This window comes from Lysinibacillus sp. FSL M8-0355 (assembly GCF_038008985.1).
Taxonomy (GTDB): domain Bacteria; phylum Bacillota; class Bacilli; order Bacillales_A; family Planococcaceae; genus Lysinibacillus; species Lysinibacillus fusiformis_D.
Genome location: NZ_JBBPAI010000001.1, coordinates 1,432,689 through 1,457,966 on the forward strand (window position 1 = coordinate 1,432,689; position 25,278 = coordinate 1,457,966).

At 35.4% G+C, this 25,278-nt stretch carries 18 protein-coding genes; 16 read left to right on the top strand and 2 right to left on the bottom strand.

All coding sequences use genetic code 11. The annotated features are described in order from the left end of the window. Positions 1-232 precede the first annotated feature (232 nt). The 9 genes from MKY46_RS06815 (at position 233) to MKY46_RS06855 (ending at position 13,856) form a co-directional block, all read left to right on the top strand. Positions 233-739, top strand: a complete 507-nt coding sequence (locus tag MKY46_RS06815) for a phage tail protein (RefSeq protein ID WP_036127178.1) — start codon at positions 233-235, stop codon at positions 737-739. Between the two features lie 17 nt (positions 740-756). Then, positions 757-1,257 carry a phage tail protein gene (locus tag MKY46_RS06820; RefSeq protein WP_058843341.1) on the top strand — a complete coding sequence of 167 codons (501 nt, stop codon included), beginning with the start codon at positions 757-759 and terminating at the stop codon, positions 1,255-1,257. 21 nt (positions 1,258-1,278) lie between these two features. Next, positions 1,279-1,803 carry a phage tail protein gene (locus tag MKY46_RS06825; protein ID WP_036127114.1) on the top strand — a complete coding sequence of 175 codons (525 nt, stop codon included), beginning with the start codon at positions 1,279-1,281 and terminating at the stop codon, positions 1,801-1,803. 51 nt (positions 1,804-1,854) lie between these two features. Continuing rightward, a complete protein-coding gene (locus tag MKY46_RS06830) occupies positions 1,855-6,435 on the top strand; it encodes an S-layer homology domain-containing protein (protein WP_036127112.1) in 4,581 nt (1,526 codons plus the stop codon). 471 nt (positions 6,436-6,906) lie between these two features. Beyond that, positions 6,907-7,599, top strand: a complete 693-nt coding sequence (gene isdC, locus MKY46_RS06835) for a heme uptake protein IsdC (RefSeq protein ID WP_080717150.1) — start codon at positions 6,907-6,909, stop codon at positions 7,597-7,599. A gap of 72 nt (positions 7,600-7,671) precedes the next feature. Beyond that, on the top strand, positions 7,672-8,595 hold the full coding sequence (gene isdE / locus MKY46_RS06840; RefSeq protein ID WP_051891743.1) for a heme ABC transporter substrate-binding protein IsdE: 924 nt from the start codon (positions 7,672-7,674) through the stop codon (positions 8,593-8,595). Positions 8,596-8,616: 21 nt separating this feature from the next. Next, positions 8,617-9,585: a FecCD family ABC transporter permease gene (locus tag MKY46_RS06845; protein WP_036127110.1), complete on the top strand. Its 969-nt coding sequence runs from the start codon at positions 8,617-8,619 to the stop codon at positions 9,583-9,585. Between the two features lie 15 nt (positions 9,586-9,600). After that, a complete protein-coding gene (locus MKY46_RS06850) occupies positions 9,601-10,371 on the top strand; it encodes an ABC transporter ATP-binding protein (RefSeq protein ID WP_036127108.1) in 771 nt (256 codons plus the stop codon). A gap of 380 nt (positions 10,372-10,751) precedes the next feature. Then, positions 10,752-13,856 (top strand): NEAT domain-containing protein, encoded by a 3,105-nt coding sequence (locus MKY46_RS06855; protein WP_036127106.1) that lies wholly within the window; start codon positions 10,752-10,754, stop codon positions 13,854-13,856. 582 nt (positions 13,857-14,438) lie between these two features. Here the strand turns inward: MKY46_RS06855 and MKY46_RS06860 are convergent. After that, the gene (locus MKY46_RS06860) at positions 14,439-14,765 is read right to left on the bottom strand and encodes an antibiotic biosynthesis monooxygenase (RefSeq protein WP_036127104.1); all 327 of its coding nucleotides are present in this window, start codon (positions 14,763-14,765) and stop codon (positions 14,439-14,441) included. Positions 14,766-14,986: 221 nt separating this feature from the next. Here MKY46_RS06860 and MKY46_RS06865 point away from each other — a divergent pair, with 221 nt between their 5' ends. The 7 genes from MKY46_RS06865 (at position 14,987) to MKY46_RS06895 (ending at position 23,859) form a co-directional block, all read left to right on the top strand. Further along, a complete protein-coding gene (locus MKY46_RS06865) occupies positions 14,987-15,958 on the top strand; it encodes an ABC transporter substrate-binding protein (RefSeq protein WP_036127102.1) in 972 nt (323 codons plus the stop codon). A 21-nt stretch (positions 15,959-15,979) separates the two neighbouring features. Continuing rightward, positions 15,980-17,008: a FecCD family ABC transporter permease gene (locus tag MKY46_RS06870; RefSeq protein WP_036127100.1), complete on the top strand. Its 1,029-nt coding sequence runs from the start codon at positions 15,980-15,982 to the stop codon at positions 17,006-17,008. After that, entirely contained in the window at positions 16,995-17,783 is a 789-nt protein-coding gene (locus tag MKY46_RS06875) for an ABC transporter ATP-binding protein (RefSeq protein ID WP_036127098.1), read from the top strand. Before MKY46_RS06870 ends, MKY46_RS06875 begins: the two co-directional genes overlap by 14 nt. A gap of 118 nt (positions 17,784-17,901) precedes the next feature. Next, positions 17,902-18,807 carry a ferrochelatase gene (locus tag MKY46_RS06880; protein ID WP_036127096.1) on the top strand — a complete coding sequence of 302 codons (906 nt, stop codon included), beginning with the start codon at positions 17,902-17,904 and terminating at the stop codon, positions 18,805-18,807. A 984-nt stretch (positions 18,808-19,791) separates the two neighbouring features. After that, positions 19,792-22,278 (top strand): S-layer homology domain-containing protein, encoded by a 2,487-nt coding sequence (locus MKY46_RS06885; RefSeq protein WP_036127095.1) that lies wholly within the window; start codon positions 19,792-19,794, stop codon positions 22,276-22,278. Between the two features lie 235 nt (positions 22,279-22,513). After that, positions 22,514-23,020 carry a helix-turn-helix domain-containing protein gene (locus tag MKY46_RS06890; RefSeq protein ID WP_340833790.1) on the top strand — a complete coding sequence of 169 codons (507 nt, stop codon included), beginning with the start codon at positions 22,514-22,516 and terminating at the stop codon, positions 23,018-23,020. Further along, a complete protein-coding gene (locus MKY46_RS06895) occupies positions 23,017-23,859 on the top strand; it encodes an IS3 family transposase (RefSeq protein WP_340833791.1) in 843 nt (280 codons plus the stop codon). Before MKY46_RS06890 ends, MKY46_RS06895 begins: the two co-directional genes overlap by 4 nt. A gap of 158 nt (positions 23,860-24,017) precedes the next feature. Here MKY46_RS06895 and MKY46_RS06900 read toward each other — a convergent pair whose 3' ends face one another. After that, on the bottom strand, positions 24,018-25,145 hold the full coding sequence (locus tag MKY46_RS06900) for an acyltransferase (RefSeq protein WP_036127090.1): 1,128 nt from the start codon (positions 25,143-25,145) through the stop codon (positions 24,018-24,020). Between the last annotated feature and the right edge of the window lie 133 nt (positions 25,146-25,278).

A 25,278-nucleotide genomic window follows, 5' to 3' on the forward strand; every position in this document is an offset into this window, starting at 1 on the left:
CTATCTTCTGGATTCTGATTACCTACCTTTGCTACAGCATATGCAACAGTAAAATGAGATTGTTTATTTGATTTCTTTCTATTGATTTTAATGAGTAGCTAAAATTGAAAAGATTGAAATTCATTCTAGGTAAAATATATTATTTTCATTTAATGCCATTTTTTTAACCTGATTTTAACCTTTCTACATTAATTTAGTGTAAGAGATACATCATTAAAGGAAGGTGTTTTAAATGGATCCATATGTTGGAGAAATTCGAATGTTTGCAGGTAATTATGCTCCAGATGGCTGGGCATTGTGCAATGGGCAACTCATATCCATTGCAGAAAATGAAGTACTTTATTCCTTAATTGGTACAACTTATGGCGGGAATGGACAAACGACATTCGCGTTACCAAATTTTCAAAGTAGAGTAGTTGTCCATCAAGGACAGAATCAAGCAACTGGTACGAACTATGTGATAGGTCAAATAGGAGGGGTGGAAACTGTCACTTTAAACACTTCACAGCTTCCAGCTCATACGCATCAAGTAAATGCTTTCTCACTTGAAGGTACAACACTGAGTCCTGAAAAAGCTGTTTGGGCAAAAAATATACAATATTCAACACAACCAGCAAATAGCACAATGAATGCAACAGTCGTTTCAAGTGTTGGAGGAAATACTCCTCATGACAATGTAATGCCGTTTCTGACAATTAGTTTTATTATCGCTCTTTACGGTATATACCCATCATTTTGATTAGGAGGAATGAAAAGATGAGTGAGCCATATGTAGGTGAAATCAGATTATTTAGCTTTGGAAGAGTCCCAAGAGGATGGGCATTATGCGATGGTCGAGTTTTGCCAATTAATACAAACCAAGCCCTATATTCCATATTGGGAACAACTTATGGTGGCGATGGCAGAACGACATTTGCATTGCCTGATTTAAGGGGGAGAGTTCCCGTTCATGTAGGTAACGGTGTCTCACTAGGACAAAAGGCGGGAGAAGAGACACATGTATTAACTATAAACGAAATGCCAGCTCATACACATGCAGTCAACGGTAGCTCGGACAGTGCTACGGTGAAAGCGGCTGCGGGTAATGTATGGGGGGCATCCACTAATAATATCTATTCTGATAATCAACTGAATACTTATATGAACACACAAGCATTATCAACATCAGGAAGTTCACTGCCCCATCAAAATATGCAGCCTTACAGTGTGGCAAATTATTGTATGGCTCTAGTTGGAATTTATCCATCAAGAAATTAAGAAAAAAGGAGATGCAGGAAAATGTCAGAAGCCTATATTGGAGAAATCAGAATATTTGGCGGTAATTTCGCACCAAAAGATTGGGCTTTATGTAATGGTCAGCTCTTATCAATTACTTCCAATACAGCATTATTTGCCATTTTAGGTGCAAATTATGGAGGAGATGGAAGGACCACCTTTGCTTTACCGAATCTAAATGGTAGGGCAGCGCTTCATCAAGGAACAGGAGCTGGATTAACACCGAGGAGTGTTGGAGCATCAGGGGGTGAAGCTACTGTTACGCTATTAACAACTCAAATGCCTAGTCATCATCATATAGCTGCTTGTAACAATGTTCAAACTTCAAATAATGACCCAACTGGAGCAATATGGACAGAGCAACAGGGAAGAGGCTCTGTCCCTGTCTATGCGACACAAGTAAATACACAAATGAGTTTATTGGCAATAGATGTAGTGGGTGGGAATCAACCACATAATAATATGCAACCATATCTTGGGTTGAACTTTATCATTTGCTTAGCTGGAGAATGGCCTCCAAGGAGTTAAGAATGAATGAAATGAAGGATGTGAAACAATTATAAAGGAGTAGTGTAGAGAATGGGGAAAAAGATAATAGCCATAACCTTGTGTTTTATGTTAGTAGTTTATAGTCAACTGACAGTCATATTGTTTGTTGCCCCTTTAAAAGCAGAGGCGGCTAATTGTGGAACGTCTAATTATCCAACTTGTGTTCAAGATTTAACACAAGCAAATTGGCTAAGTGATACAACGAACGGATTTGAAGTGTCTGGCATTGCAGGGAATGATGGTATTCATTTATTCACGTATAGTAATGATGCACAATTTCCAGCTGGCTATTATTTTAATGCAGATGAATATTCAACACCAAAATCGATTAGAATTTCTGCAGGTGAAAGTTTTTCAGGTGGTGTCTTTGATTTAAAAACGTTAAAGATTAATACTATCAATTCACATGCCGAAAATGATGCCTTGTCTCTGACGATTCAAGGGTATGATGAAGTAGGAAATCCAAAAGGAAATCCAGTTATTTTTAAGACAATTGCCAAGCATGACCCTATTTATGATATACCTATTAATATTGAGGGTATTAACTCTTTTATCATTACTGCAAGTGTGCAATTTATCAATACTGTACAGGCGGGGTTGTGGGATTTAACGTTTACGGAATTTACGATAGATATACCAAATAATAACCCTCCCAATAATCCACCGACATCTAGTAATGGAACCGTAAATGTAAATGAGGGGCAAGTGTATACATTTGATAGTACTTCCTTCACTTTTAATGATGCAGATGCTGGAGATACTTTGAAACAGATTCAAATCTCTACAATTCCTAATAGCGGACAACTCTTTCTCGATAACAATAATAATCAGCAATTTGAGGCAGGGGAAGCTATTGCAAATGGTGAGACAATAAGTAAAGCTGACTTAGATGTAGGTAAATTCAAATATATGACGGAAAATGGCTCTTCTGCATCTTTTACATTTAAGGTAAGTGACGGTATTGACTATAGCACTGTCTATACAATGAATCTAGTCGTCAATGCACGTCCTTCCGTGACCATTCCAACAACTATATCTAGCCCAACAAATAGCAATCCAATTTCTATAACGATTGTTTTCAGTGAGCCAGTGACTGGTTTAGCGGCTGGAGATATAACTGTTACAAATGGAACTATTCTATCTATCACAGGAAGTGGTGCCACATATACTGCCCAAATATCACCAAGTGTGGATGGAGCAGTGAAAATTAAAATTCCTGAAAATGTAGTTGCTAATAGCAGTGGCGCATTGAATAAAGCATCTGCGGAATATCAAATAATCTATGATAGTACACCACCTACGAATATTGAACTCAGTAATACTACTATAGAAGAAAAGAAGCCCATTGGTACAACTGTTGGAACAATGACGGCAACAGACTCAGGAAGTGCACAAACTTTTACGTATTCACTGCAATCTGGGGATATAAGCTTCTTTACAATTGATGGAAATGTATTAAAGACAAATGCCCCGTTTGCCTATGATACGAAAAATAGTTATAAGATTACGATAAGAGTAACAGATGCTGCTGGTAATACGTTTGATAAGGAATTTACAATTCAGATTACTAAAAATCATGCCCCAACAGGCACTATTATGATTAATGGTGGAGCAGGCTATACAAATACTACTAATGTTACTTTAACAATGACTGCAAGTGATTTAGAAGGAGAAGCGATAGAAATGCGCTTGTCAAATGATGGTACTACTTGGTCCGGTTGGGAGCCGCGTTTATCTTCAAGAAATTGGACATTGTCACCTGGTGAAGGTAGTAAAACCGTTTATATGCAACTAAGGGATACTGCTGGCAATATATCGAATACACTATCAAATACAATTGTGTTAGATACGACCCCTCCTACCATAACAGGAGTGACAAATAACGGTGTTTATAATACAGACGTAACAATTAGTTTCAGTGAAGGAACAGCGACATTAAATGGTGCTCTCTTTACAAGTGGAAGCATTGTAAGTACATCTGGAAATTATACTTTGGTAGCAACAGATAACGCAGGTAATACAACAACAGTTTCATTTGTGATTGATAAAACGATGCCACAAGCTGTAGAGGTGACGATTAAGTCGAATAATCATGATCCGACAAAGGCCAAGATAGGGGATACTATTACATTAACAATTAAGACAGATAAAAGTATTCAAGCACCTACAGTTAAGATTGCAGGAAAAGCCGCAACTGTCAATGGAGCTGCAACAAACTGGCAAGCAACATATATGGTAACAAATGGAGATCTGGAGGGGACAACACCCTTTACCATAAATTTCAAAGATTTACTAGGCACTCCAGCAACAGAGGTCACTGATGTAACTGATGGAAGCTATGTCATAGTTGATAGTAGGAAGCCAACTGTTCAGCAGGTGACAATGGCATCTAATAATGCCAATCCATTAGTCGCGAAGATAGATGATATTATCACAATAGATTTTGTGACAAGTGAGGATATTCAATCACCCAATGTAACGATTCTCGGACAAACAGCCATCATAACCGATAAAGGTGATGGAGATGCTAAAACTTGGCAAGCAAGCTATACACTGAAATCTGGGGACACAGAGGGACCAATTAGCTTTGCAATTGATTATCGGGATTTAATGGGGCATGAGGGCATACAAGTAACGGAGGTTTCTTCAGGATCAATTGTGATATTTGATAAAAAATCTCCAGAAGTAACAGCTTATTTCCCAATACATCAAGCAATGGATGTACAGTTTACAGAAAATCTCGTATTAACATTTAATGAAAAGGTTTTACCTGTAACGAATAGAAATATTGTCATTCGTAATAGTTCAGACAATCAAGTTGTTGAAACAATTGAAGTTACGCAAGCAAACGTCTCTATTATTAATGAATCCGTGACAATTAATCCTACATTAGAATTAACCCAAAATACAGCTTACAGTATTCAAATTGATGCAGGTGCCTTTACTGATTTAGCGGGTAATGTGTATGAAGGTATTACTGATAATACTACCTGGAATTTTACAACGGGCGCACTGCCAACATATACAGTTACGTATGACGGTAACGGAGCTGAAGGAGGTAAAGTGCCAATTGATTCGAAGCAGTATATTGCTCACGAATTAATTAAAGTTATAGGCAATACAGGTAATTTAATGAAAGTCGGCTATACATTTATAGGATGGAATACAAGGTCTGATGGAAAAGGTGTTACTTACAAAGAGGGGCAAACCATTCAAATGGGGAAAGTGAATTTGATGTTGTATGCTGTATGGACAAAAAACATTGTACCGGGAGATGGAGGATCGTCCACTCCAAGTCCAGCACCTGAACCAGGTCTGCCAAGTAATCAAGTAAAGGTGAATGTTGTAGATCCGAATAAGCCAAACGAGGTTCTTCTTCAAACAGTGTTAACACGTCTATATATCAACGGTGAGATACAAGATACGGTAGCGTTTTCAATTGCCAATGCACAAGAGTTTCTTCGGAAATTAGTGAAGCTGGAAGAAAAACAATCTCGAATTGTCATACCAAATATGGAACCATCTGCAAGTGAAACAAAGGTGATACTTGCTAAAGAGGCAGCTAAACTATTAGTAGAAGGAAAATCTAGCTTTGGGATAGATATGAGGAATGTTAAAATCGAAATTCCATATAATTCAATGTCAGATTTCAACGAGGATATTTATTTCCGAATTGTACCGATTAAGAGTACAATCTCACAGGAAGATATTGAAGAGCGTGAAAGGGCATTGGGATTAACAAAAGGTACGAAAGTGAAAGTTATCAGCCAACCATTAACAATTGAAACGAACTTGCAAAATCGTCAAGTGTCATTGCTACTACCACTGCCAAAGAACCTGACATCCGTGCAAGAAAGAAATATAAGGGTTTATGTAGAACATAGTAATGGTACATCGGAATTATTGTCTGGAAGATTGGTAGAATTCAATAAAGGGCAGACAGGTATCATTTTTGATGTACAGCATTTCTCTACTTTTTCTTTAGTACATTTAGAACAAAAAGAGCTAGAGAGAACATCCGTCCCTTACATCCAAGGCTATGAAGATGGTACTTTCCGTCCGAATGAAAGTGTTACACGTTCACAAATGGCCGCAATGTTGGCAAGAAGTTTGAGTAATAATAATGTACCAGAAGTAACTGGAACTTTTTATAGAGATACAGCTCATTCATGGGCTAAACATGATATTGAGTATATCCGTACACAAGGAATCATGGAGGGACGACAAGATCATTCTTTTGGCCCCAATGATGAAATAACAAGAGCTCAAATGGCAGTTATTGCTATGCGTTGGCTTAATAAGCAATGCTCAGAGGAGACGACTGCTACTCCTTATTGCAATCTAAAGATAGGTGATAAGAAATACCATGATGTAGCTTCTACGCATTGGGCTGCCCAGGCAATAGAGGCTATTAGTGAGATGGAGATCATGGTAGGTTCTGGAAATGGACAATTTAGCCCAGATGAAAAGCTAACACGTGCCCAAGCAGTAAAGGTATTAAATCGAATTTTTAATCGTCCAATACCAACTTTAGATTCAGAACCAATCTTCAAGGATATACCAAAAGAACATTGGGCCTTCTTTGAAATTCAAGCAGCTACAATGAAATAAAAACATAATGAACCTTTTAACGGATTTGGAATTGCATAACTTCCAAATCCGTTTCTTTATTATTGATTTTTTATAACTGATAAAAGATTCCATATTCGATTCATCTAATTCTAGTAACACTGCACGAATTAAAAGCACATTCCTTAATCGAGCTACAGCAGGAGATGACCCGAAAAAACAAGAGATAATCAATTTTAAAATATGTCAATGGAAGTTTTATTTTGAGACACCACTTTTTTCATAAAAATAGAGATTTTTTTCTTATCAATCTGTTTTCATTGCTTCATAGACTTTTTGATTCTTACTTAACTTTTAAAATTGTTTAGGAAAAATAATCTATTTTGTATTAGTATTGACAAATTAATGTATACATAATATCATTCAATTAGTGATAATGATTATCATTATCATAATTAATATGTCGAACACGCAGAATAATAAAAAGGGATATTTTCTAATATCCCTTTTTATATGCATAGTGTTGATAATGATTATCAATTGAAAGGGGGGTTTACTATCAAAAGGTTAATTTCAGTAATGTTAGTCGCATTTTTAACAATTTTCGTTACACCTAATTTAAATGCTTCTGCTGCGCTTGCAGATGGGAAATATACAATCAATTACCAAGTGAATAAACCAGATTCTTCATCTGCTTCGATGGCAAATGATTACTTTTTGAAGCCTGCAACAATTATTGTTCAGAATGGTACTTCGGTTGTACAAATGAAGATGAAAAAAAGTGCGTGGATAACGAAATTTGAATCAAGTACAGGCGGTAATAAAGTCGTCAGCGAAAATAAGGCAGAGGATACACGTATCGTCCAATTTGCATTACCTGCTTATACATCGAAAACTGCTGTTACGATGAAGGTGGACATTGATGACTTAAATTATCATCATGAATATACAGTAGATTTTGTATGGGATGCGGCATCATTGAAAAACGAAGATGGTAGTGCAGTAGCAGCTACAACAGTACAAAATAACTCTAACACGACTAAAAAAACAGATAATACTGGTAAAACAGATATTTCGTCAGTTAAAGAAAAAGAAGTAAATCCACAAACAAGTGATGCTTTTCCAATAGGTATACTTTTATTGTTCTGTGTCAGTGGATTTATCCTATTTAATTTTAAAAAACGCATGAAGGAAGAAATCCATTGAAATATTTCGGAAGCACCCTCATCTACTTCACTCAGGTAGGAGTAGGGTGCTTTTTAAAAGGAGTGAATGGACATGATAAAAGAAACAAAAGTAAATAGTAGAAAGTTACATATGGTGGTGCTATGTATTATTTTTGTCGTTCTTTCAGCATGTACTAATTCAATTAAGGAAAATGAAAATAAGGTAAAAGAAAAAAAGGATGAAAATAAGACAACTGTTCAAGATGAAAATCGAATTATTCCAACGACAGTTGCAGTTGCTCATATTCTAGATGCACTAAATTTAGATGCCGTCGCTATTCCTACGACGATATATGATTTACCTAAACGCTATAAGGGTTTACCCGAGGTTGGTAGTCCGATGTCACCTGATATGGAAATTGTAAAATCCTTGAATCCAACAGAGGTTTTCTCAGTGACTACGTTGGAGGCAGATTTGAAAAAGACATTTGATGAAGTTGGTATTAATGCTTCATATGTGAATTTACAGAGTATTGATAGTATGAAAGCTGCTATTTTAGAAATTGGAGAAAAATATAAACGGACAGAAGAGGCCATGAAGCTAGTGACGGAGCTAGAAGGAAAGATTACAGCCATTTCAATGAAGGCGGAATTAAATGAATCACCAAAGGTGCTGATTTTATTAGGCATTCCAGGTAGCTATTTGGTGGCAACAGAAAATTCATATATTGGAGACTTAGTGAGATTGGCTGGAGGTCAAAATGTGATGAGCGGGCAAGAACCGGAATATTTACCGTCTAATACGGAATTTTTACAACAAAGCAATCCAGATATTATTATTCGTCTGGCACATGGTCTGCCTGAACAAGTTGTGGAAATGTTTAATGAGGAATTTACTACGAATGATATTTGGAAGCATTTTGACGCAGTAAAAAATGGACGTGTTTATGATTTAGATGAACCGTTATTTGGTACAACAGCAACGCTTGCAGTACCTCAAGCGCTAGAAGAATTAATTAACATTATGTATCCATAATGAGAAATGTAGAGGACTGAGATGAATAAAAAAATAAGTAGTTTTTTAGTTGTAAGTCTATTACTTTTAGTCGTTATTATATATTCAGCCATTACTGGCTCTATTAAAATGGATACGATGGAGTTTATTAGGGCTCTTTTTGGGGAAGAAAACTCAAATTACACAGTCATTAAAGATTTACGATTTCCACGGATTATTGTTGCTTTATTTGCAGGAGCATCATTATCCATTTCCGGCGTATTATTGCAGGCAGTTATGCGTAATCCATTAGCCGATGCAGGTGTAATTGGCATCTCAGCAGGAGCATCATTTGTACAATTATTAATCATTACATTATTTCCAATGATGTTTTTCTTTACGCCATTATTAGCTTTTTTTGGAGGAGCCTTTGCTTGCTTTTTAGTATTTATGTTGTCCTGGAAATCAGGATTAAATCCTTTGAAAATAATTTTAGTGGGTATTGCGATTAATGCGATGTTTACGGGTCTAACAGAAGCCTTTGTTACGCTATGTAGCTATATGAATGTGATGGTTGGCGGTGTAGGTGGCTCTAATTTATCGATGCGAACTTGGAGTGATGTACGTTTAATTTCATTTTACGGTTTGATTGGTTTACTAGCTGCTCTTCTAATAGCCTCTTGGTGCAATTTATTGGCTTTACAAGATAAAACGGCCAAGAGTCTAGGCTTTAATGTAACACGTGCACGACTATTTATTGCAGCGATAGCGGTATTACTAGCGGCTATTTCAACTGCTACAGCTGGTGTTATTGCATTTGTCGGTTTATTAGTACCGCATATTTCAAGAAGGTTAGTAGGATCAGATCATAAATGGTTAATACCATTCTCGGCATTAGCTGGTGCCCTGCTAATTTTGACTGCCGATACATTAGGTAGAATATTAGTTGCGCCACTGGAAATACCAGCATCCACAATCATGGCGATAATCGGTGGACCATTTTTAATCTTCTTAATTCGAAAAGATAAATAAAGAGAGGTGAGTGTATTGAACGTTTCTCAAATTAAACTATCTTATGATCAGAAGCAAAATCATTTAGATGGGGTTACGACAACTATTGAAAAGGGAAAAATCACGACGATTATTGGCCCGAATGGTTGTGGAAAAACAACATTATTAAGTGTTATTTCACGTAATAATATGCCGCAACAAGGATCAGTAACGTTAGAACAGAAGGATATAATGACATACAAGGCCAAGGAATTTGCGAAAAAACTAGCCATTGTTTATCAGCAAAATTCAGTGCCGCAAGATATCACGATTGAAAAACTAGTTGCTTATGGACGGGTACCCCATCAACAATTAATGAAAAGAAATGTTGAAGAAGATGAGGCGGCAGTCAATTGGGCACTGGCAGCAACAAATTTAACACAGAAACGTACATGTAAATTGGATGCATTATCGGGTGGTGAACGTCAACGTGTTTGGATTGCCATGGCACTTGCTCAAAAATCATCCATTCTTTGTTTAGATGAGCCAACAACATATTTAGATATTTTTTATCAAATAGAATTAATGGAGTTAGTGAAGAAATTGAACAAAGAACATGCTCTAACAATTGTGATGGTGTTGCATGATATTAATCAAGCAATAAAATATAGCGATCATATTATTTTGATGAAAGACGGTAAAATATTATGCGAAGGTGCACCTATAGAAACCGTAACAGCAGAACGGATGAAAGAAGTGTATGGTGTAGAAGTGATTATTCAAACGCAAGAAAGTGTTGGTACATATATGATTCCATTAAGCATTTAGGAAAATTATATGAGGCAGATTAGCAGCTTCTTAGAGTTAATGAAGGTAAATTTTTAATCCTTTTAAATTTACAGTAAATATTTCAATGACAGTATGTTATTTAGCATTATTTACACAAAATAAAATAACAAAACATATTTTAACTTTCTTGACAATAATAGTTTGTGAGTTATAATTGGTGAGAATGAGAATCATAATCAATTAAAAAGGTAGATTTACTCACTAACATCCATGTAATTAATAGATGTTTTTCTTTTAATTTTAATTGAGAATGGTAATCATTTGGGTTTGTGGTAGTACTAGTTAAATTGTTTATACAAAAGGAGGTAATAACGCTTAGGATAGGTTGAAATAATTAAAAAACTCAGGAGGTTAGAATATTGAAGAAATTTTTACAATATGTAGCAATGATAGTGTTGATGTTAGGTGCAGTATTACCGAGCTTGGGAATGGAAGTAAAGGCGGAAGAGAATACCGGATCTAGCTGCGTAGTTGACTATTCGGCAAATATCAAAATGCTCAACGAACAGCAAACAGCAGATTCAATGATGAATAGCTATGTTCAAAAGGAAGCTACTGTTCAACAAAAAGATGGTCAATTTACAGTAGACATTACTGTGCCACAAGCATATACAGCGTGGTACCAGGATTTTAAAGTAGAATCTGGCGGAGAATTAAAAAAAGCTATTGAAAAAACAACAGACACTAATGGTAACGATATTTACACATTCGTAGTCGATCAATATGAGCAAACAATAAAGGCATGGGTTGATGTTTATATTCCAATGCTATCGTATGATCATGACTATATAGTGTATTTAAAAATTGCTGATGTTACGGAAGTTAATCGTGTATGTGATGAAGCAACAGAACAACCAGAAGATAACAAAGATGAAATTATTACAAAAAACGTTCCTTTTACATTTTTAACAAATAATAAAACATATGATACGTATTTTAAAAGTTATATTAATTATGCTGATTTAGCGACAATTGGTGAAGAAAAATATGCCTATATTAAACTAACAGGTCACACATATGCATTTACGACACTAAAAGTAGGCAGTGAAAACGGAGAAGACGTAAAAATCGTAAGCTCTGAAGGAGAAGGCAATTCATTAGTACGTGTTATAAAGGTAAAATTAGATGCTGATTTAAAGGCTACAGTGATTATGTCAGGTGACAAGTATCCAGCAACACCGTTTACGTTTGATTTTGCACCGATAAAAGAACAAATTGTATATTTACCTGAGCATTTCAACTCGAACAATCAAGTAATTGAGTTTGGACTGACACCTGTTAGCTCTGGTGCACCTGCTCATACAATAATCGCATCCCTTTTAGGACAAGCATATGCTACAAAAACAGCAGACAATAAAATTGCTGTAACAATTAATTTAGTTGTAAATGGTACAACGAAGGGCTTTTCTGTAAAACAAGGAAATAAAATGATTGCAGAATGGACAGCAGGGGACACGAAAAATGTCATTAAATTTACAGTAGATTCATTAGAAAATTTAGCATTCACGTCAACAACTGAGCGAAATGGGAATGCATCCACAATGAGTACGACAGTTGAAAAAGTACTATTAACGGGTGAGATTGCTAAGCAAGAGGAGAATAGTTCGGAAGGAAATACCAACGGCAGTGAATCAGGTTCTGGGGAGAACAATAATAATTCAAATACCGGTGGCAATAACAATTCTAACACTGAAAACAATGAACAATCAACTAATGGGCTGTATACAGTGAACTTTACGTTCTTAAATGAATCAGGTACGGGTAGCTCTATTATGAACACATATGTTGATAATCAAGCATATGTAGTGAAAAATGGCTCTTCCTATCAAGTTCAATTAACACTAAAAAATAGTTCATGGATTACTGGATTTACAGTGAATGGTGCAACACCTAGTACAATTAGCGATACAAATGATGTACGAGTAGTGCAATTTACAGTATCGAATTTAGCTACTCTTCAAAATGCGTGGGTAAAAGTCGATATTGCGGATCTTAACTATCATCATGACTATAATATTCTATTAAAATTTGAAGAAGCGTCACTTTCAAAGATTAATGATAGTACAACATTCCCAAGTACAGGTGGTTCAACTAATAGTGGTTCAACAAATGGTAGTTCAACTAATAGCGGAACAAATACAAGTACTACAGGGAACTTTAGTCAAGAGGGAGTAGTTAAATTTGAATTTGCAAACAATACAAAAGAGATAGCTGTCTTCCTACAAAAAGCAAAAACAGTATTTGAAAATAACAAATATAAAGTTATGCTTTCATTAAATATTGAAAATAACTTACAAAATTTTATTGTCAAACAAAACGGTAAAGAAATTGCAAAATGGTCGAATAAAGTAGCTTCATTAGTACCGATTGCAACTGCAAAAACAACAACACTTTCATTTGAAATTGCTACACTAGATAATCTTGTTTTTGAAGCAATAACGGCGGATAAGACGATTTCCACAAATGTATCAGCAACGACAACAAAGACAAATGAAAAGAATACTCGTCAGTCCATTACGTATAAAATGGTGGCTGATCCAAACGGTAATATGGCTGATTTTATTACAAACTATTTAGCACCATACTTCACGAAAGCTGAATTAGTAACACTTGACGGTAAACGTTATATTGAAATGACACTAATTGGTAAAGCTTATGGTTTTGAAACACTTGCTTATATTGATGAAAATGGTAAGCAACAAAAAATCGAAGTGATAAGTTCTACAGGCGAAAAAATGGATCAAGTACGTGTTGTACGTTTACCATTAATTCAAGATCGCAATGGCGTAACGAAAATATTTGTAGATTCAGGTAGTTTAGGTTATGGGGCGTACACATTATTCTTTACGTTTGATGTGCCAGCTTTAGAGGAAGAAACAACAAACTCTAATAATACAGAGAAAACGGATAATATTAAAAATCCTTTTACAGATATTGGTAATATATTCAGCAAAGATGAAATTTTAGCTTTATACGCTGCTGGAATTTCAACAGGTACAACAGCTACAACATTTAGTCCAAATAAAAATATAACTCGTGCACAATTTGCAGTAATGGTCGCTCGAGCTTTAAATATTCAATCTGCTAAAGCAACCGCGTTTAAAGATGTTAAAGGTCAGTGGTTTGAAAATGAAGTACAAGCACTTGCAGAGGTAGGTATTGTAACAGGTGTAAATGCCACAACATTTAACCCAACAGCAAATATTACACGTCAGCAAGCAGCGGCAATGATTTTACGCATGCTTGAATATAAAGGCTATAAAGTAACGGTTGATAAAAATGCCTTATCCTACAAAGATGCTAATCAAGTAGTTGACTACTCAAAGCAAGCCGTATCGGAATTACAGGCACTAGACATTATGACAGGGTCTAATGGCTATTTAAATCCAGAAAGTAATTTAACACGTGCTCAAATGGCGAAGGTTTTAAAACGATCACTAGAATTAGTCAATTTAATTGATTAATAATTAAAGCAAGATACTATTACTATCCCATAAACTCCTCTAACAGTTGGATGAGGTGACTATATCATGTGCTTCTATGAGGTTTTCAGCTTGAGCTATTGCCGAAGGGGGTCGCCTCATCCAATAAAAAAATGCAATTCAAGTAGAAATTGAATTGCATTTTTTAAACATTTATACATCCGATTTTTTTTGTTTGCCTAAAACAAGCGTTTACTTTTCTAGGCTAATCTTATAGTGAAGACATGCGAATGTTAAGGGAAGCGTTCTAAACATAAAATTTGGCCAATATTAACTGCAAAAGTAGAAATACGGTGATTTATTTTGAAAATAGTTCATAAAAACTGTTGTCTTAGAAGAGGGATCCACAATAAATTATTGTGGAGGTTTTATAAAATAATTTAAAAAACGTTCTTAAACGATGCGAGTTTGAAATGCCAGGCTGTAAACTCGATGAAAAACGTCTAAGAACGTATAGTTATTATTCTTGTATTTTTACTGATATGTGTAATGTTAATCTTACAGATGGAAGAGGGAGCTGGCACATCTTTATCCTTTTAAGAAATCCTTGTACAGAAATTGCTGCTACTTTACTAAAGTTGCAGCAATTTCTGAAATAACAACCCGGTTACCCATTATTGGGGAAGACTCATTGTTTTCTTTGTTACCAATCTCTTCACGACGGTGTAAATTTTTAAAGTCATCTGATTCGCGCCATGCTTTGAATTGCTCGACTGTATCCCAGAACATCATAACGTTCATTTCATCGTGATCTTCTGGTTCAGAGCAAACGTTCACTTCAACTTTATTAAACCCTTCCCAGTTCAATAAATTTTTATCAGATATAAATAATGGTGCCATTTTATGAGCAAAACCTTTTTTTACTAAAAAACGGTTAGTTACTGTAATCATCTATTATATTGACCCCTTTATGACATTTTTAATTGATATTGATTTTCATTATCAATTAAAACATACATTAATTGGCTATGCAATAAAAAATTTTAAAAAATAACATTAAAAACGTTTGTTGACAATTATTTTTATTTCAAATAGAATCATAAACAACTGTATGAGAATGATTATCAATTTCAATTTGGTTTTTTTAAATAAAGAAAGGGTTGGTAGTTACCATGAAGAAGTTTAAATTTCTATTAGTAGGTGCGTTAGCATTAGTATTAACAGCATGTGGAGAGGAAAGTAAACCAGCAGATGTGGGTGCTTCAACAGATAAAATAGAAATGGAACAACAAGTTGAAACAGGGGGGGCGGTAACATTAATAGATGACCTTGGAAATAAGCATGAATTTGAAGCAATACCGAGTTCAGTTGCTACATTAAATCCAGGAATGATGAATATTTTGCTTGCATTAGGTGCAAACGTTACTGGTCGACCAACGATTACATCCAATATGAAGGCAGAAGTAAAAGCTATTCAAGAGATAGGTAACCCACATGAACCATCATTTGAGCAAATTGCTGCATTGAATGCGGAAATACTTATTGTGCCACTTAGCTTCCAGCAGTTCGCTAAAACGGTAGAAGCTACAGGTACGAAAATTGTGTACTCAAATATGAATTCAGTAGATGATATAAAAAAGACGATTACAAAATATGGAGCATTATTTAATAACACAGCAAAAGCGGAGAAGTTAGTTGGACAAATTGATGAGGAAATTGCAAAAGGCTCAACAAAATCAACGTTAGATGCTCTCATTGTTTACGGTGCACCAGGTACATATTTAGCCGCGCTTGATAATTCACTATACGGAGATATTTTAAATAAGGCAGGTGGTAAAAATATAGCAGCTGATTTACCAGCGACAGATAAGTTTCCAACATACGCAACATTAAGTGTTGAGAAAATTGTTGAACGTAACCCAAAAATAATTATGCTAATTACGCACGCCAATCCAGCAACAGTAAAAGAAGGTTTTGAAAAACAATTGAAAGAAAATGCAGCGTGGAAAAACTTAGATGCAGTAAAGAATAAACAGATTATTATTTTACCAGCAGAATTGTTTGATAATCCTGGTACACAAGTTGTAGAAGCTATTGACTATATGCGCGGGCTTTTAAAGACAGCTGAAGAAGCAGTTAAATAATTTTATTGTGGGGAAATAACGATGATAGCAGAAGCGGAAAAATATGCACACCCACTTGCTAAAAAACGAAAAATAGCGCTAATTGTGTTACCTATACTATTAATCATTGTGAGTATTGGCAGCCTTATGATAGGACAAGTTTCGTTTTCAGTAAGTGAAGTGTTTAATGGAATTTTTAGTTCAGAAGATACTATGGCACGACGAATTGTTTGGGAAATCCGAATGCCCCGTATACTAACGGGTATGATTATTGGTGTTTGCTTGGCTATTGCGGGTTCGATTTTACAAGGAGTCATGCAAAATCCATTAGCCGATCCAGGAGTTATTGGAATTACTTCTGGCGCTGGAATGATGGCTGTAGCGGTTATGGTTGTATTTCCTGGCTATATTATTTACTTACCTATAGCAGCTTTTTTAGGTGCTTTTGTAGCGGCAATGATTGTGTATTCATTATCAGTGAAAAAAGGTGGCACATCCCCAATGCGAATTATTTTAGTTGGGGTAGCCATCAATGCACTTTGTGGTGCAGGAACAAATGCATTAATGATTCTTTATAGCGATCGTGTACAATCTGTATTGCCGTGGTTGTCAGGCGGTTTAACGGGTGTTGGTTGGATGCAATTAGAGATGATTGTCTACTATGTCCTTGTAGCTATTATATTATCAATTTATGCGATTAAACATATTCGTATAATGCGTCTAGGCGATGAAATGGCAAGTCTTTTAGGACACAATGTTGAACGCAGTCGATTCTTTTTAATTGTATTAAGTACGTTACTAGCAGGAATTGCAGTAAGTGTTGCTGGTTTAATTGGTTTTGTAGGTTTGGTAGTACCACATATTTTACGATTAATTATCGGTGGAGATCATAAGTATTTAATACCTACTTCAGCATTGGCTGGTGGCTTACTTGTTGTTTTCGCAGATACAATTGCGAGAACTGTATTTGATCCTATTGAATTTCCTGTTGGCATTTTACTAGCATTTATCGGAGGGCCATATTTCCTGTATTTAATTCATAGAAAGGGGAATTCCATTGCTACGAACTGAGCATATCAATTACCAACATGAGTTCACCAACTTCCAGTTAGATGATATTTCCTTGACAATCAATGAAGGAGAAGTTGTTAGTTTAATAGGACCAAATGGCTCGGGAAAATCAACTTTATTACGTGTAATTTCACGTCTTTTAAAGCCGAATAGTGGGGCAGTATATTTAGATGAGCGGAATATTCATGAAATGAAGTCTAAAGAAGTGGCTAAAACATTAACGATGCTCCCACAAATGAATAATCATCAATTAGATTTAACGGTGCGTGAGTTAGTTGAATTTGGGCGTCATCCGCATAGTGGAGGGAAAACGTCGCTGTCAAAAGAGGATATAAAAATTGTCGATTGGGCAATTGATGTAACTGGATTGAATCACATGCAAAATCGGGTACTACCTTCGATGTCTGGAGGAGAACGCCAACGTGCTTGGATTGCAATGACTGTAGCACAGCATCCCAAAGTTTTGCTATTAGATGAACCAACAACATATCTAGATATTGCTCATCAATTAGAAGTGATGGAGCTTGTAAAAGAGTTAAATCATAAATACAATATGACCGTTATCATGGTGTTGCATGATATTAACCAAGCTGCACAAAATAGCAAACGTCTAATTGTACTAAAAAATGGGAAAATTCATTATGATGATTCACCTCATTGTGTAATATGTAAAGAAATGTTTCAATCCATTTTTGAAATTGATGCTGAAATTTATATGCAGCATGGAAATCCTGTCTTTACCCCAGTAAAATTGTGTTCAAGTTCTTGTAAATGAACGTATTTTTTCTATGGTCACAAGATGCTTCTGTTAGAAATAGTAATTTGAAATTTATGAAGCATCTGTAGCACATATAAAATTAACTTATTCCATTGAAGTAAAGGAGTTTATAAAAATGATTGGTATAATTTATTACGCTTATGGCGCACCAAAATCTTTAGACGATGTTACACCTTATTTTTCACATATTATGAATGGTAAAACGCCACCACCTCATGTGATTGAAAATATTACAGCGCAATTTAAAAAATTAGGTGGTGTTGATCCGTTAGCAGCCAATACGAGCCGTATTGCTAAAGGGCTGGAACATGCTTTACAGCAACGCTTAGCCCAGCCTGTAAAAGTATATAATGCTTACAAACATACAGAACCTTACATTCCAGATGTTGTTAACACGATGCTTGAAGATGGTATCTCAACTTTTATTACGCTACCTGTAAATCCGATTATGTCTTCAGGTGCTGCTGCGTTTCATGATGAAGTAAGTGCATTGCTAGCTTCTCATGATGTTACTATTATAAGTGGTCAAAATTGGCATTTAAATACAGAATTACTTGCTGTTTATAAAGATCGTGTTCATCGTGCCTATGAATGGATTTCCACTGAAAAACGAACGCACACTCATGTTTTATATACCGTGCATAGTCAGCCAATTAATCCTGAACGTAATGAACTGTATGTACGCCAATTCTCCGAATTAGCAGAGGCCATCTCAAAAGCTGCTCAAATTGATAACTGGCATATTACCTATCGAAGTGGTCATGGCAAAGGTGACTGGCTTGCTCCAGATGTAAAGGAAAAGATTAAAACATTACATGCAGAAGGTGCTCAAGGTTTTATCACATGTGAACTCCTTTCACTTTCTGCGGATATTGAATCCTATTTTGAAATCGGAAGTGAATGTCAAAAAATTTGTGAAGAACTTCAAGTTGATTTTGCCCAAGCGGAATTTCCAGGTGACAGCTACGATACCATTCAAGCATTAGCTACCATTGTTGAATCATTTATTCTGGCACAATAACAAAGGCTCAATCATATACATCATCGAAGCGCTCCCACGGATGTAGTGGTTTAGCCAAGGCGACAACATACCTTAGTTTAATGGAGTTTCTTGTATTATAACGCTAAATTTTATGACTATGATGTAACTGACGATCAACTAAAAGACGCTTTAAATCCACCGTCTGAAGCAGCAAAATATTAGTGAAGATGAAGTTACTCACTGGAGCAAAATTGCTGGTCGTCAAACTGCTTTAAAGGATGAACATTGTGTAATAGTCGTTCGCCCTGTCATTATAAATAAGAAGATATAGCCATCTGATACCGATATTGAATTGGTGTCAGATGGCTTTATTGTTTTAAAATTAGAAAAGCAGCAGATACAGTTTAAGCACACTTCTATTACTGTTCCTTGCTCCGTTTTTAAATAATATTGCTAAAAAATGCGAGATAGTTAGTTGATGATAGAAAATAGCTTTTAAATATTTTTGTGAATAAAGTTTAGGGGACTGGGGTTAATATTCATTTAATCGATTTAGACAAAATAATTTTAGCAATCAACTAATTATTAACCTAGAATTTAACACTGATAGAGCTTTAATTTTGTTCAGCTATTATATTAAGAAAGTAATAAAACAAATGTAAATGAAAAAGAACTGATTACATATAATCCCTTTAAGTAGGTGAACTTTATGCCTATTCTATCTATTTTTCTATATTATAGAAATTTTCTATGAAAAGATTACCTATATAACCAATCTAGTAGTAAAATTACCTTATTTTTAGCGTTTATTTATTGGTAATCTAGTTATATTATTGTCTTGTAAAGCAAATTACAGTTTGATTGGGATATTTAATCTTGGTAAATTTAGAAGTTTGCTTTCCCTATAATTGGTTGTAATTATTATTTGCGAGAACAATTTATACATATTTTAACAATTGAATAGCGCGATAATATTGTTCTCACAGAATAATATAATTTATTAGAATTCTGGAGGAATATACTATGAAGAAACAAAACAAAGGTCGTAAATTTTTCGCAACTACTGCAACAGCAGCACTTGTAGCATCAGCAATCGTACCAGTAGCATCGGCTGCCGAATTTAATGATGCAGATAGCATTTCATCTTGGGCAAAAGAAGCTGTACAATTTTTAACTGACAAAGGCTACATCCAAGGTGATGAAAAAGGGAACTTCAACCCAGCTGGTACGCTTACTCGTGCAGAAGCTGCTGAAATTTTATCAAAAGCTTTAGATTTAAAAGCTACAGGAACAGAAGATTTTTCAGATGTTGATGAAAATGACTGGTTCTATAATGCAGTACTTGCAACTTCACCAGAATTATTTGATGGTATGGGTAATGGCAGATTTGAACCTAAAGCTCAATTAACAAGAGAACAAGCTGCGAAAGTTATCGTACAAGGCTACCAATTAACAGGTAAAGCAGACCTTAGCCAATTCGCAGATGCTTCGAAAGCTTCTAAATGGGCTGTATCTTACTTAGAAACGGCTGTTGACAACGGCGTAATCAATGGTAAAGGTTCATTATTAGCACCACAAGATAAAATCAGCCGTGAAGAATTCGCTACTATGGTAAAACGTACAATTGATGCAACTGTGAAAGAGGTAACACCAGCTGTAGCATCTGTAAAAGGGTTAAATGCAAAAGAGCTTGAAGTAAAATTCAACACAGCTGTTGATGCAAAAGATGCGGCAATCACAACGAAGTATGCTATTGAAGGCGTAGCTATCACAAGTGCAGTAGTGGCTGAAGACGGCATGTCTGTTACTTTAACGACTGATAAGGAGTTAAAATTAACTAACGGAAAAGTGACTGTAAAACCAGTCAAAACAAAAGCAGATGCTAAAGTTTTAACTGAAGAATTTAACAATTTATTAACTTTTGCAGATACAACACCTGTTAGTGTGAATACTGTAGAAGCAAAAGGTACTACAGCAGTGATCACTTTCGATGAGCTTGTACAAAATGAAGGAACAGTAAGCTTAAATGGTACTGAACTGTCAAAAGATCGCTATACTTTATCTGGTAAAAAATTAACAATTACTGGATTGACAGCTGAGCAAACTTATAAAGTAGATATTGTTGGTGCCACTGATTTCGCGAATAATATCGCGAATCCTATCGCTGTGAACTTCACAGTTGCTAAAGCAGATGTAGATAATTCAAAACCAACTGTTTCAACAGCTGTAAACGGTACAGAAATTACGTTTGATTTCTCAGAAGAATTAATGAAACAAAAATTTGTTGTAGATGCTGATGCTTCAGTTGAAGGGTATGCGAAAGTAACTGTAGGATCAACTGTTTTCTACTTAAAAGATGCTGATTTGAAAGATGTAGCTGATAAAACTGTATTCACGATTGATGCGAAAGCAGTGTTAGGTTCATCAACATTTATTAATACAAATATTAAAGTAGAAGGACAAAAAGATGTAGCTGGAAATGCTGGAGACGCATTTGAGTTCAATGCTATTCTAACTAAAGATACAACGCCTGCTACACTTGTCTCTGCTTCTACAAAAATGTTAGTAGCTGATGATGTGAAGGTAACTACAGATGTAGATGCTTTATACCTTACTTTTAGTGAGCCTGTCAAAGTAGATGGTATTTTAACAATTAAAACTCAGAACGGTATTGCTTACACTGCTGGAAAAGAAATAGCGGTAAAAGACGTTAAAGGTACTGGTTACGATGTAGATGGTAATGGCAAAATTGAGGGTGCAGAGAAAAACACAGTTAAAGTTGACATTGATTTAGATAGCAATTCAACATACACATTTGAATTATCTGCTGGAGCAGTGAAAGATTTATCTAAAAACGTGACTGCAGAGACGATTACATTTAATGTTACAACTGGAACGTTCGAAGCTACACCTGAAACGCCTACAGATTCATTAGTATTTGGAGCTACACCAGTTGTTGTAACAAATAACAATGTATTCACTGTTGAATATGCTACAGATGTGACTGCTACAGCAACAAATGCTGCTAACTACACACTTGGCGGAAAAGAGCTACCTGCTGGAACTCAACTTCAATTTGTAGATGGTACTAAAAAAGTACGATTCACTTTACCTGAAGGTTCTATTACTGCTAATGGTAATTATGTACTTGAAGCTAAAAATGTAGTTGACACAAAAGGAAATACACTTAAAAATGGGAAAGCTACAACTCAAGTAACACTGAAAGAAAATATTGTCCCTGTAGCTTCTCAAGTAACAGTAGTAGATAATAAAACATTTATCGTAGACTTCTCTGAAAGTATTGTAAATGAAGCTACACCAACAGGTTTAACAGTGAAAATTGCTGGCTCTACTGTGAAAATTACTGCTGCTGTTGTAGAAAACGGTAAACTTAAAGTGACAACTAAAGATCAATATGCTTTAACAGATAGCATTGTAGTAGAATTCAAATCAACTAACTTAGCTGATGTGAATAACAATAAAGTAAAAGACGGTTCTATTTCAAAATAATTCAACCTGTCAATTATAAGAAGCCCTGTAGAGACATCTCTACAGGGCTTCATGTTGTTGAAATAAGATCATGTCAATAGCAGAAAAAGACTTTTTGGCAAGGTGAGGGGTTGATTTCCGTTTCACCAGCGTCCTTTCCAGGGGGCGTCGCTTCACTCACTGCGCGTTCGCTTCAGGGTCTCTGAACTGCACCCAAAATATTGGACTTAAAAATCTACTATAGGGGGTGCAGTTAGTGATTTCTGATGAACAAAAGTTAGCCGCAGTTCTAGCTTACTTTGAAGAAAAAGAAAGTACGTATCAGATTGCCAATCGATTACAGAGGGATCGACAGTACGTTCGATTATGGATTGAATTATATCGCTATCATGGCATCGAAGGAATTATTCGTCCTCAAGGGTTCACGAATTACGAAGATTCTTTTAAAATAAAAGTAATTCAACATCTGATAGAGACGGGCGATTCGCTCCTTCAGACTGCTGCGAAGTTTAATATTCCTTCTCGTGAAACCATTCGGAGATGGAAAAAACAATGGATGTCCAAGGCTGATAAGGTACTCTATCAAATAGAAAAGGAGTGCCAATCGATGCCAAAAAAACAACCACCTTCGTCTGACTTAAACGAAAAAACAATGGAAGAGTTAAAAGCGGAAATTGACTATTTACGTATGGAAAACGCCTATTTAAAAAAGTTGAAAGCCTTAGTTCAAGAAAAGGAAGCATTCAAACCGAAGAAAAAGTGAGAGCTGTGTATGAGCTAAGGCTGGAATTTCCACTTCAAGCTCTATTCAAAGTCGCGAAACTTAAGAAAAGTACGTATTATTATCATCTTCAAAAATGGGTAAAACCAGATAAATATCAGGCGATCAAAGAACGAATCCAGACAATTTTTCATCACCATAAGGGGCGTTATGGCTATCGTCGTATTTGGCTTGCCCTCCGAAATGAAGGGATTTTAATCAACCACAAAGCTGTCCAACGATTGATGCAAGAATTGGGCTTAAAAGGGACGGTACGCCCTAAAAAATACCGTTCGTATAAAGGGACAGTCGGCTATGTCGCAGAAAATGTCATCCAACGTGATTTTGAAGCTACTGCACCCAATCAGAAATGGGTAACTGATGTAACGGAGTTTAAAATAAACGGTCAAAAAATCTATGTATCGGCTGTATTAGATTTATTCAATCGAGAAATCGTTGGATATGAGGTATCAAAATCACCTAATTTTGAGTTAGTCCAACAGTCTTTTAAAATGGCGTTTACGTATACACAGCTATCAGAAAAGAGTGACTTAATCATCCATTCTGATCAAGGATGGTTATATCAAATACCACGTTTTAAAGCGTTATTGGCAACGTACGAAATCAAGCAGAGTATGTCACGGAAAGGAAATTGTTTAGATAATGCCGTGATCGAAAGCTTTTTTGGTATTCTGAAATCAGAATTTCTGTACACGACTACGTTTAAAAACTATGTAGAATTGACAAAAGCATTAGCAGATTATATTTACTATTACAATCATGAGCGGATTAAAAGAAAACTCAACGGAAAAAGTCCCGTTGAGTATCGAAAAGCTTCGTAAAAAAGTTTATATTTTTGGGGTCAGATCACTCGCCCACAGGAAAGCAAGTAGCCTGCAACGGAAATTCATTTTCACGTTTCACAAAAATTCTATAGATCGTTTTGTTTTTCAAAATTTTAGTTTTACGATAGGAATATTCCCTTGTTCATCTATGAATTTTATTTATAAGGGAACTTTTGCGGAATAGGCCCAAAAGCAATCCAATGGTATTTGAAAAATTTGCCCATTAACAGCACAATCATCCATGTAATAAATAGAGCAAAGATAAAGCCACCAGCACTCCATAAGTGATAGAGGACACTATTGCCGCCAGTACTAATTTGTCTGTAAAGGAAAAGGAAAAATGGATGCAATAGATAGACGCCAAATGATACTACTCCTAAGTTTATGAAACCGTTGACCCATGTATGGTTCCATTTATTATAGATCCAATAAGAAAGCTGTAATAAGACGATACAGGCTGTTAAAGATTGTAGCTGAAAAACTAGTTCAAATACGGTGCTGTTCACTAAATAGGTTTGTGACGAAAAAACATAGTAATATAAATAAACATTATAGATAGTAGATAATAGCCCTACACACCATATAAAAAGGAGGGGGATAGGAAAATTTCCTTTTTTTAATTGAAGCCATCCTTTATATTTTTCAAAATAAATACCTAAAAATGCACCAGCTAAAAAATAGCAAATATAAGAGAAGGAAATACTCCCTCTATAGGGGTACTGCCAAAACTCTGCATTTAATAGAATAAAGGCCCATTGAAGAACGAAGCCAATCCAAATTAGATGAGGAGATAGGGCTGGCTTTTTCTTTAAAACATATAAGAATAAAGGGAATATAAGATAGAACTGTACAATAATAAAAATATAATACAAATGAGTGTACGCTTTTCCTATTAATAGTTTTTCGAGAAATTCAACACTAAATAAAGCATGCCATGTGGATACTAAATCATGTGTCACATAAAATTGCATGGCTATATAATAAAAAATAGAAAAAAAGAGATAAGGGATGAGTATTTGTGTCACTCTTTTTTTATAAAAACGAATGATAAGCTCTTTCGTTAGTTCTTTTTGTATATAGTTGTAAAATAAAACGAATCCGCTTAAGAAAATAAAAACAGGTACAGCGAATTTGGGAAAAATATTGAGAAATACATATAGTGGATAAAATTTTGACTCACTAGATAATGCTGTAACAGGTGTACTAGTAGAATGGATGAGGAGTACAGCAAGAATGGCTAATGCACGTGTAATATTTAATTCATTGATATGTGCTCGCTTCATATGATCATCTCCAAAAGTTGATTATAGTTTTCAGTTCCCAAAATGCTGCCTACATACTCTATGGGTATGCTCGTTAATGATAAATTAGACAAACATTATCGTCTGAATTTGTCTAAAGTGAGCAAGTGGGTCG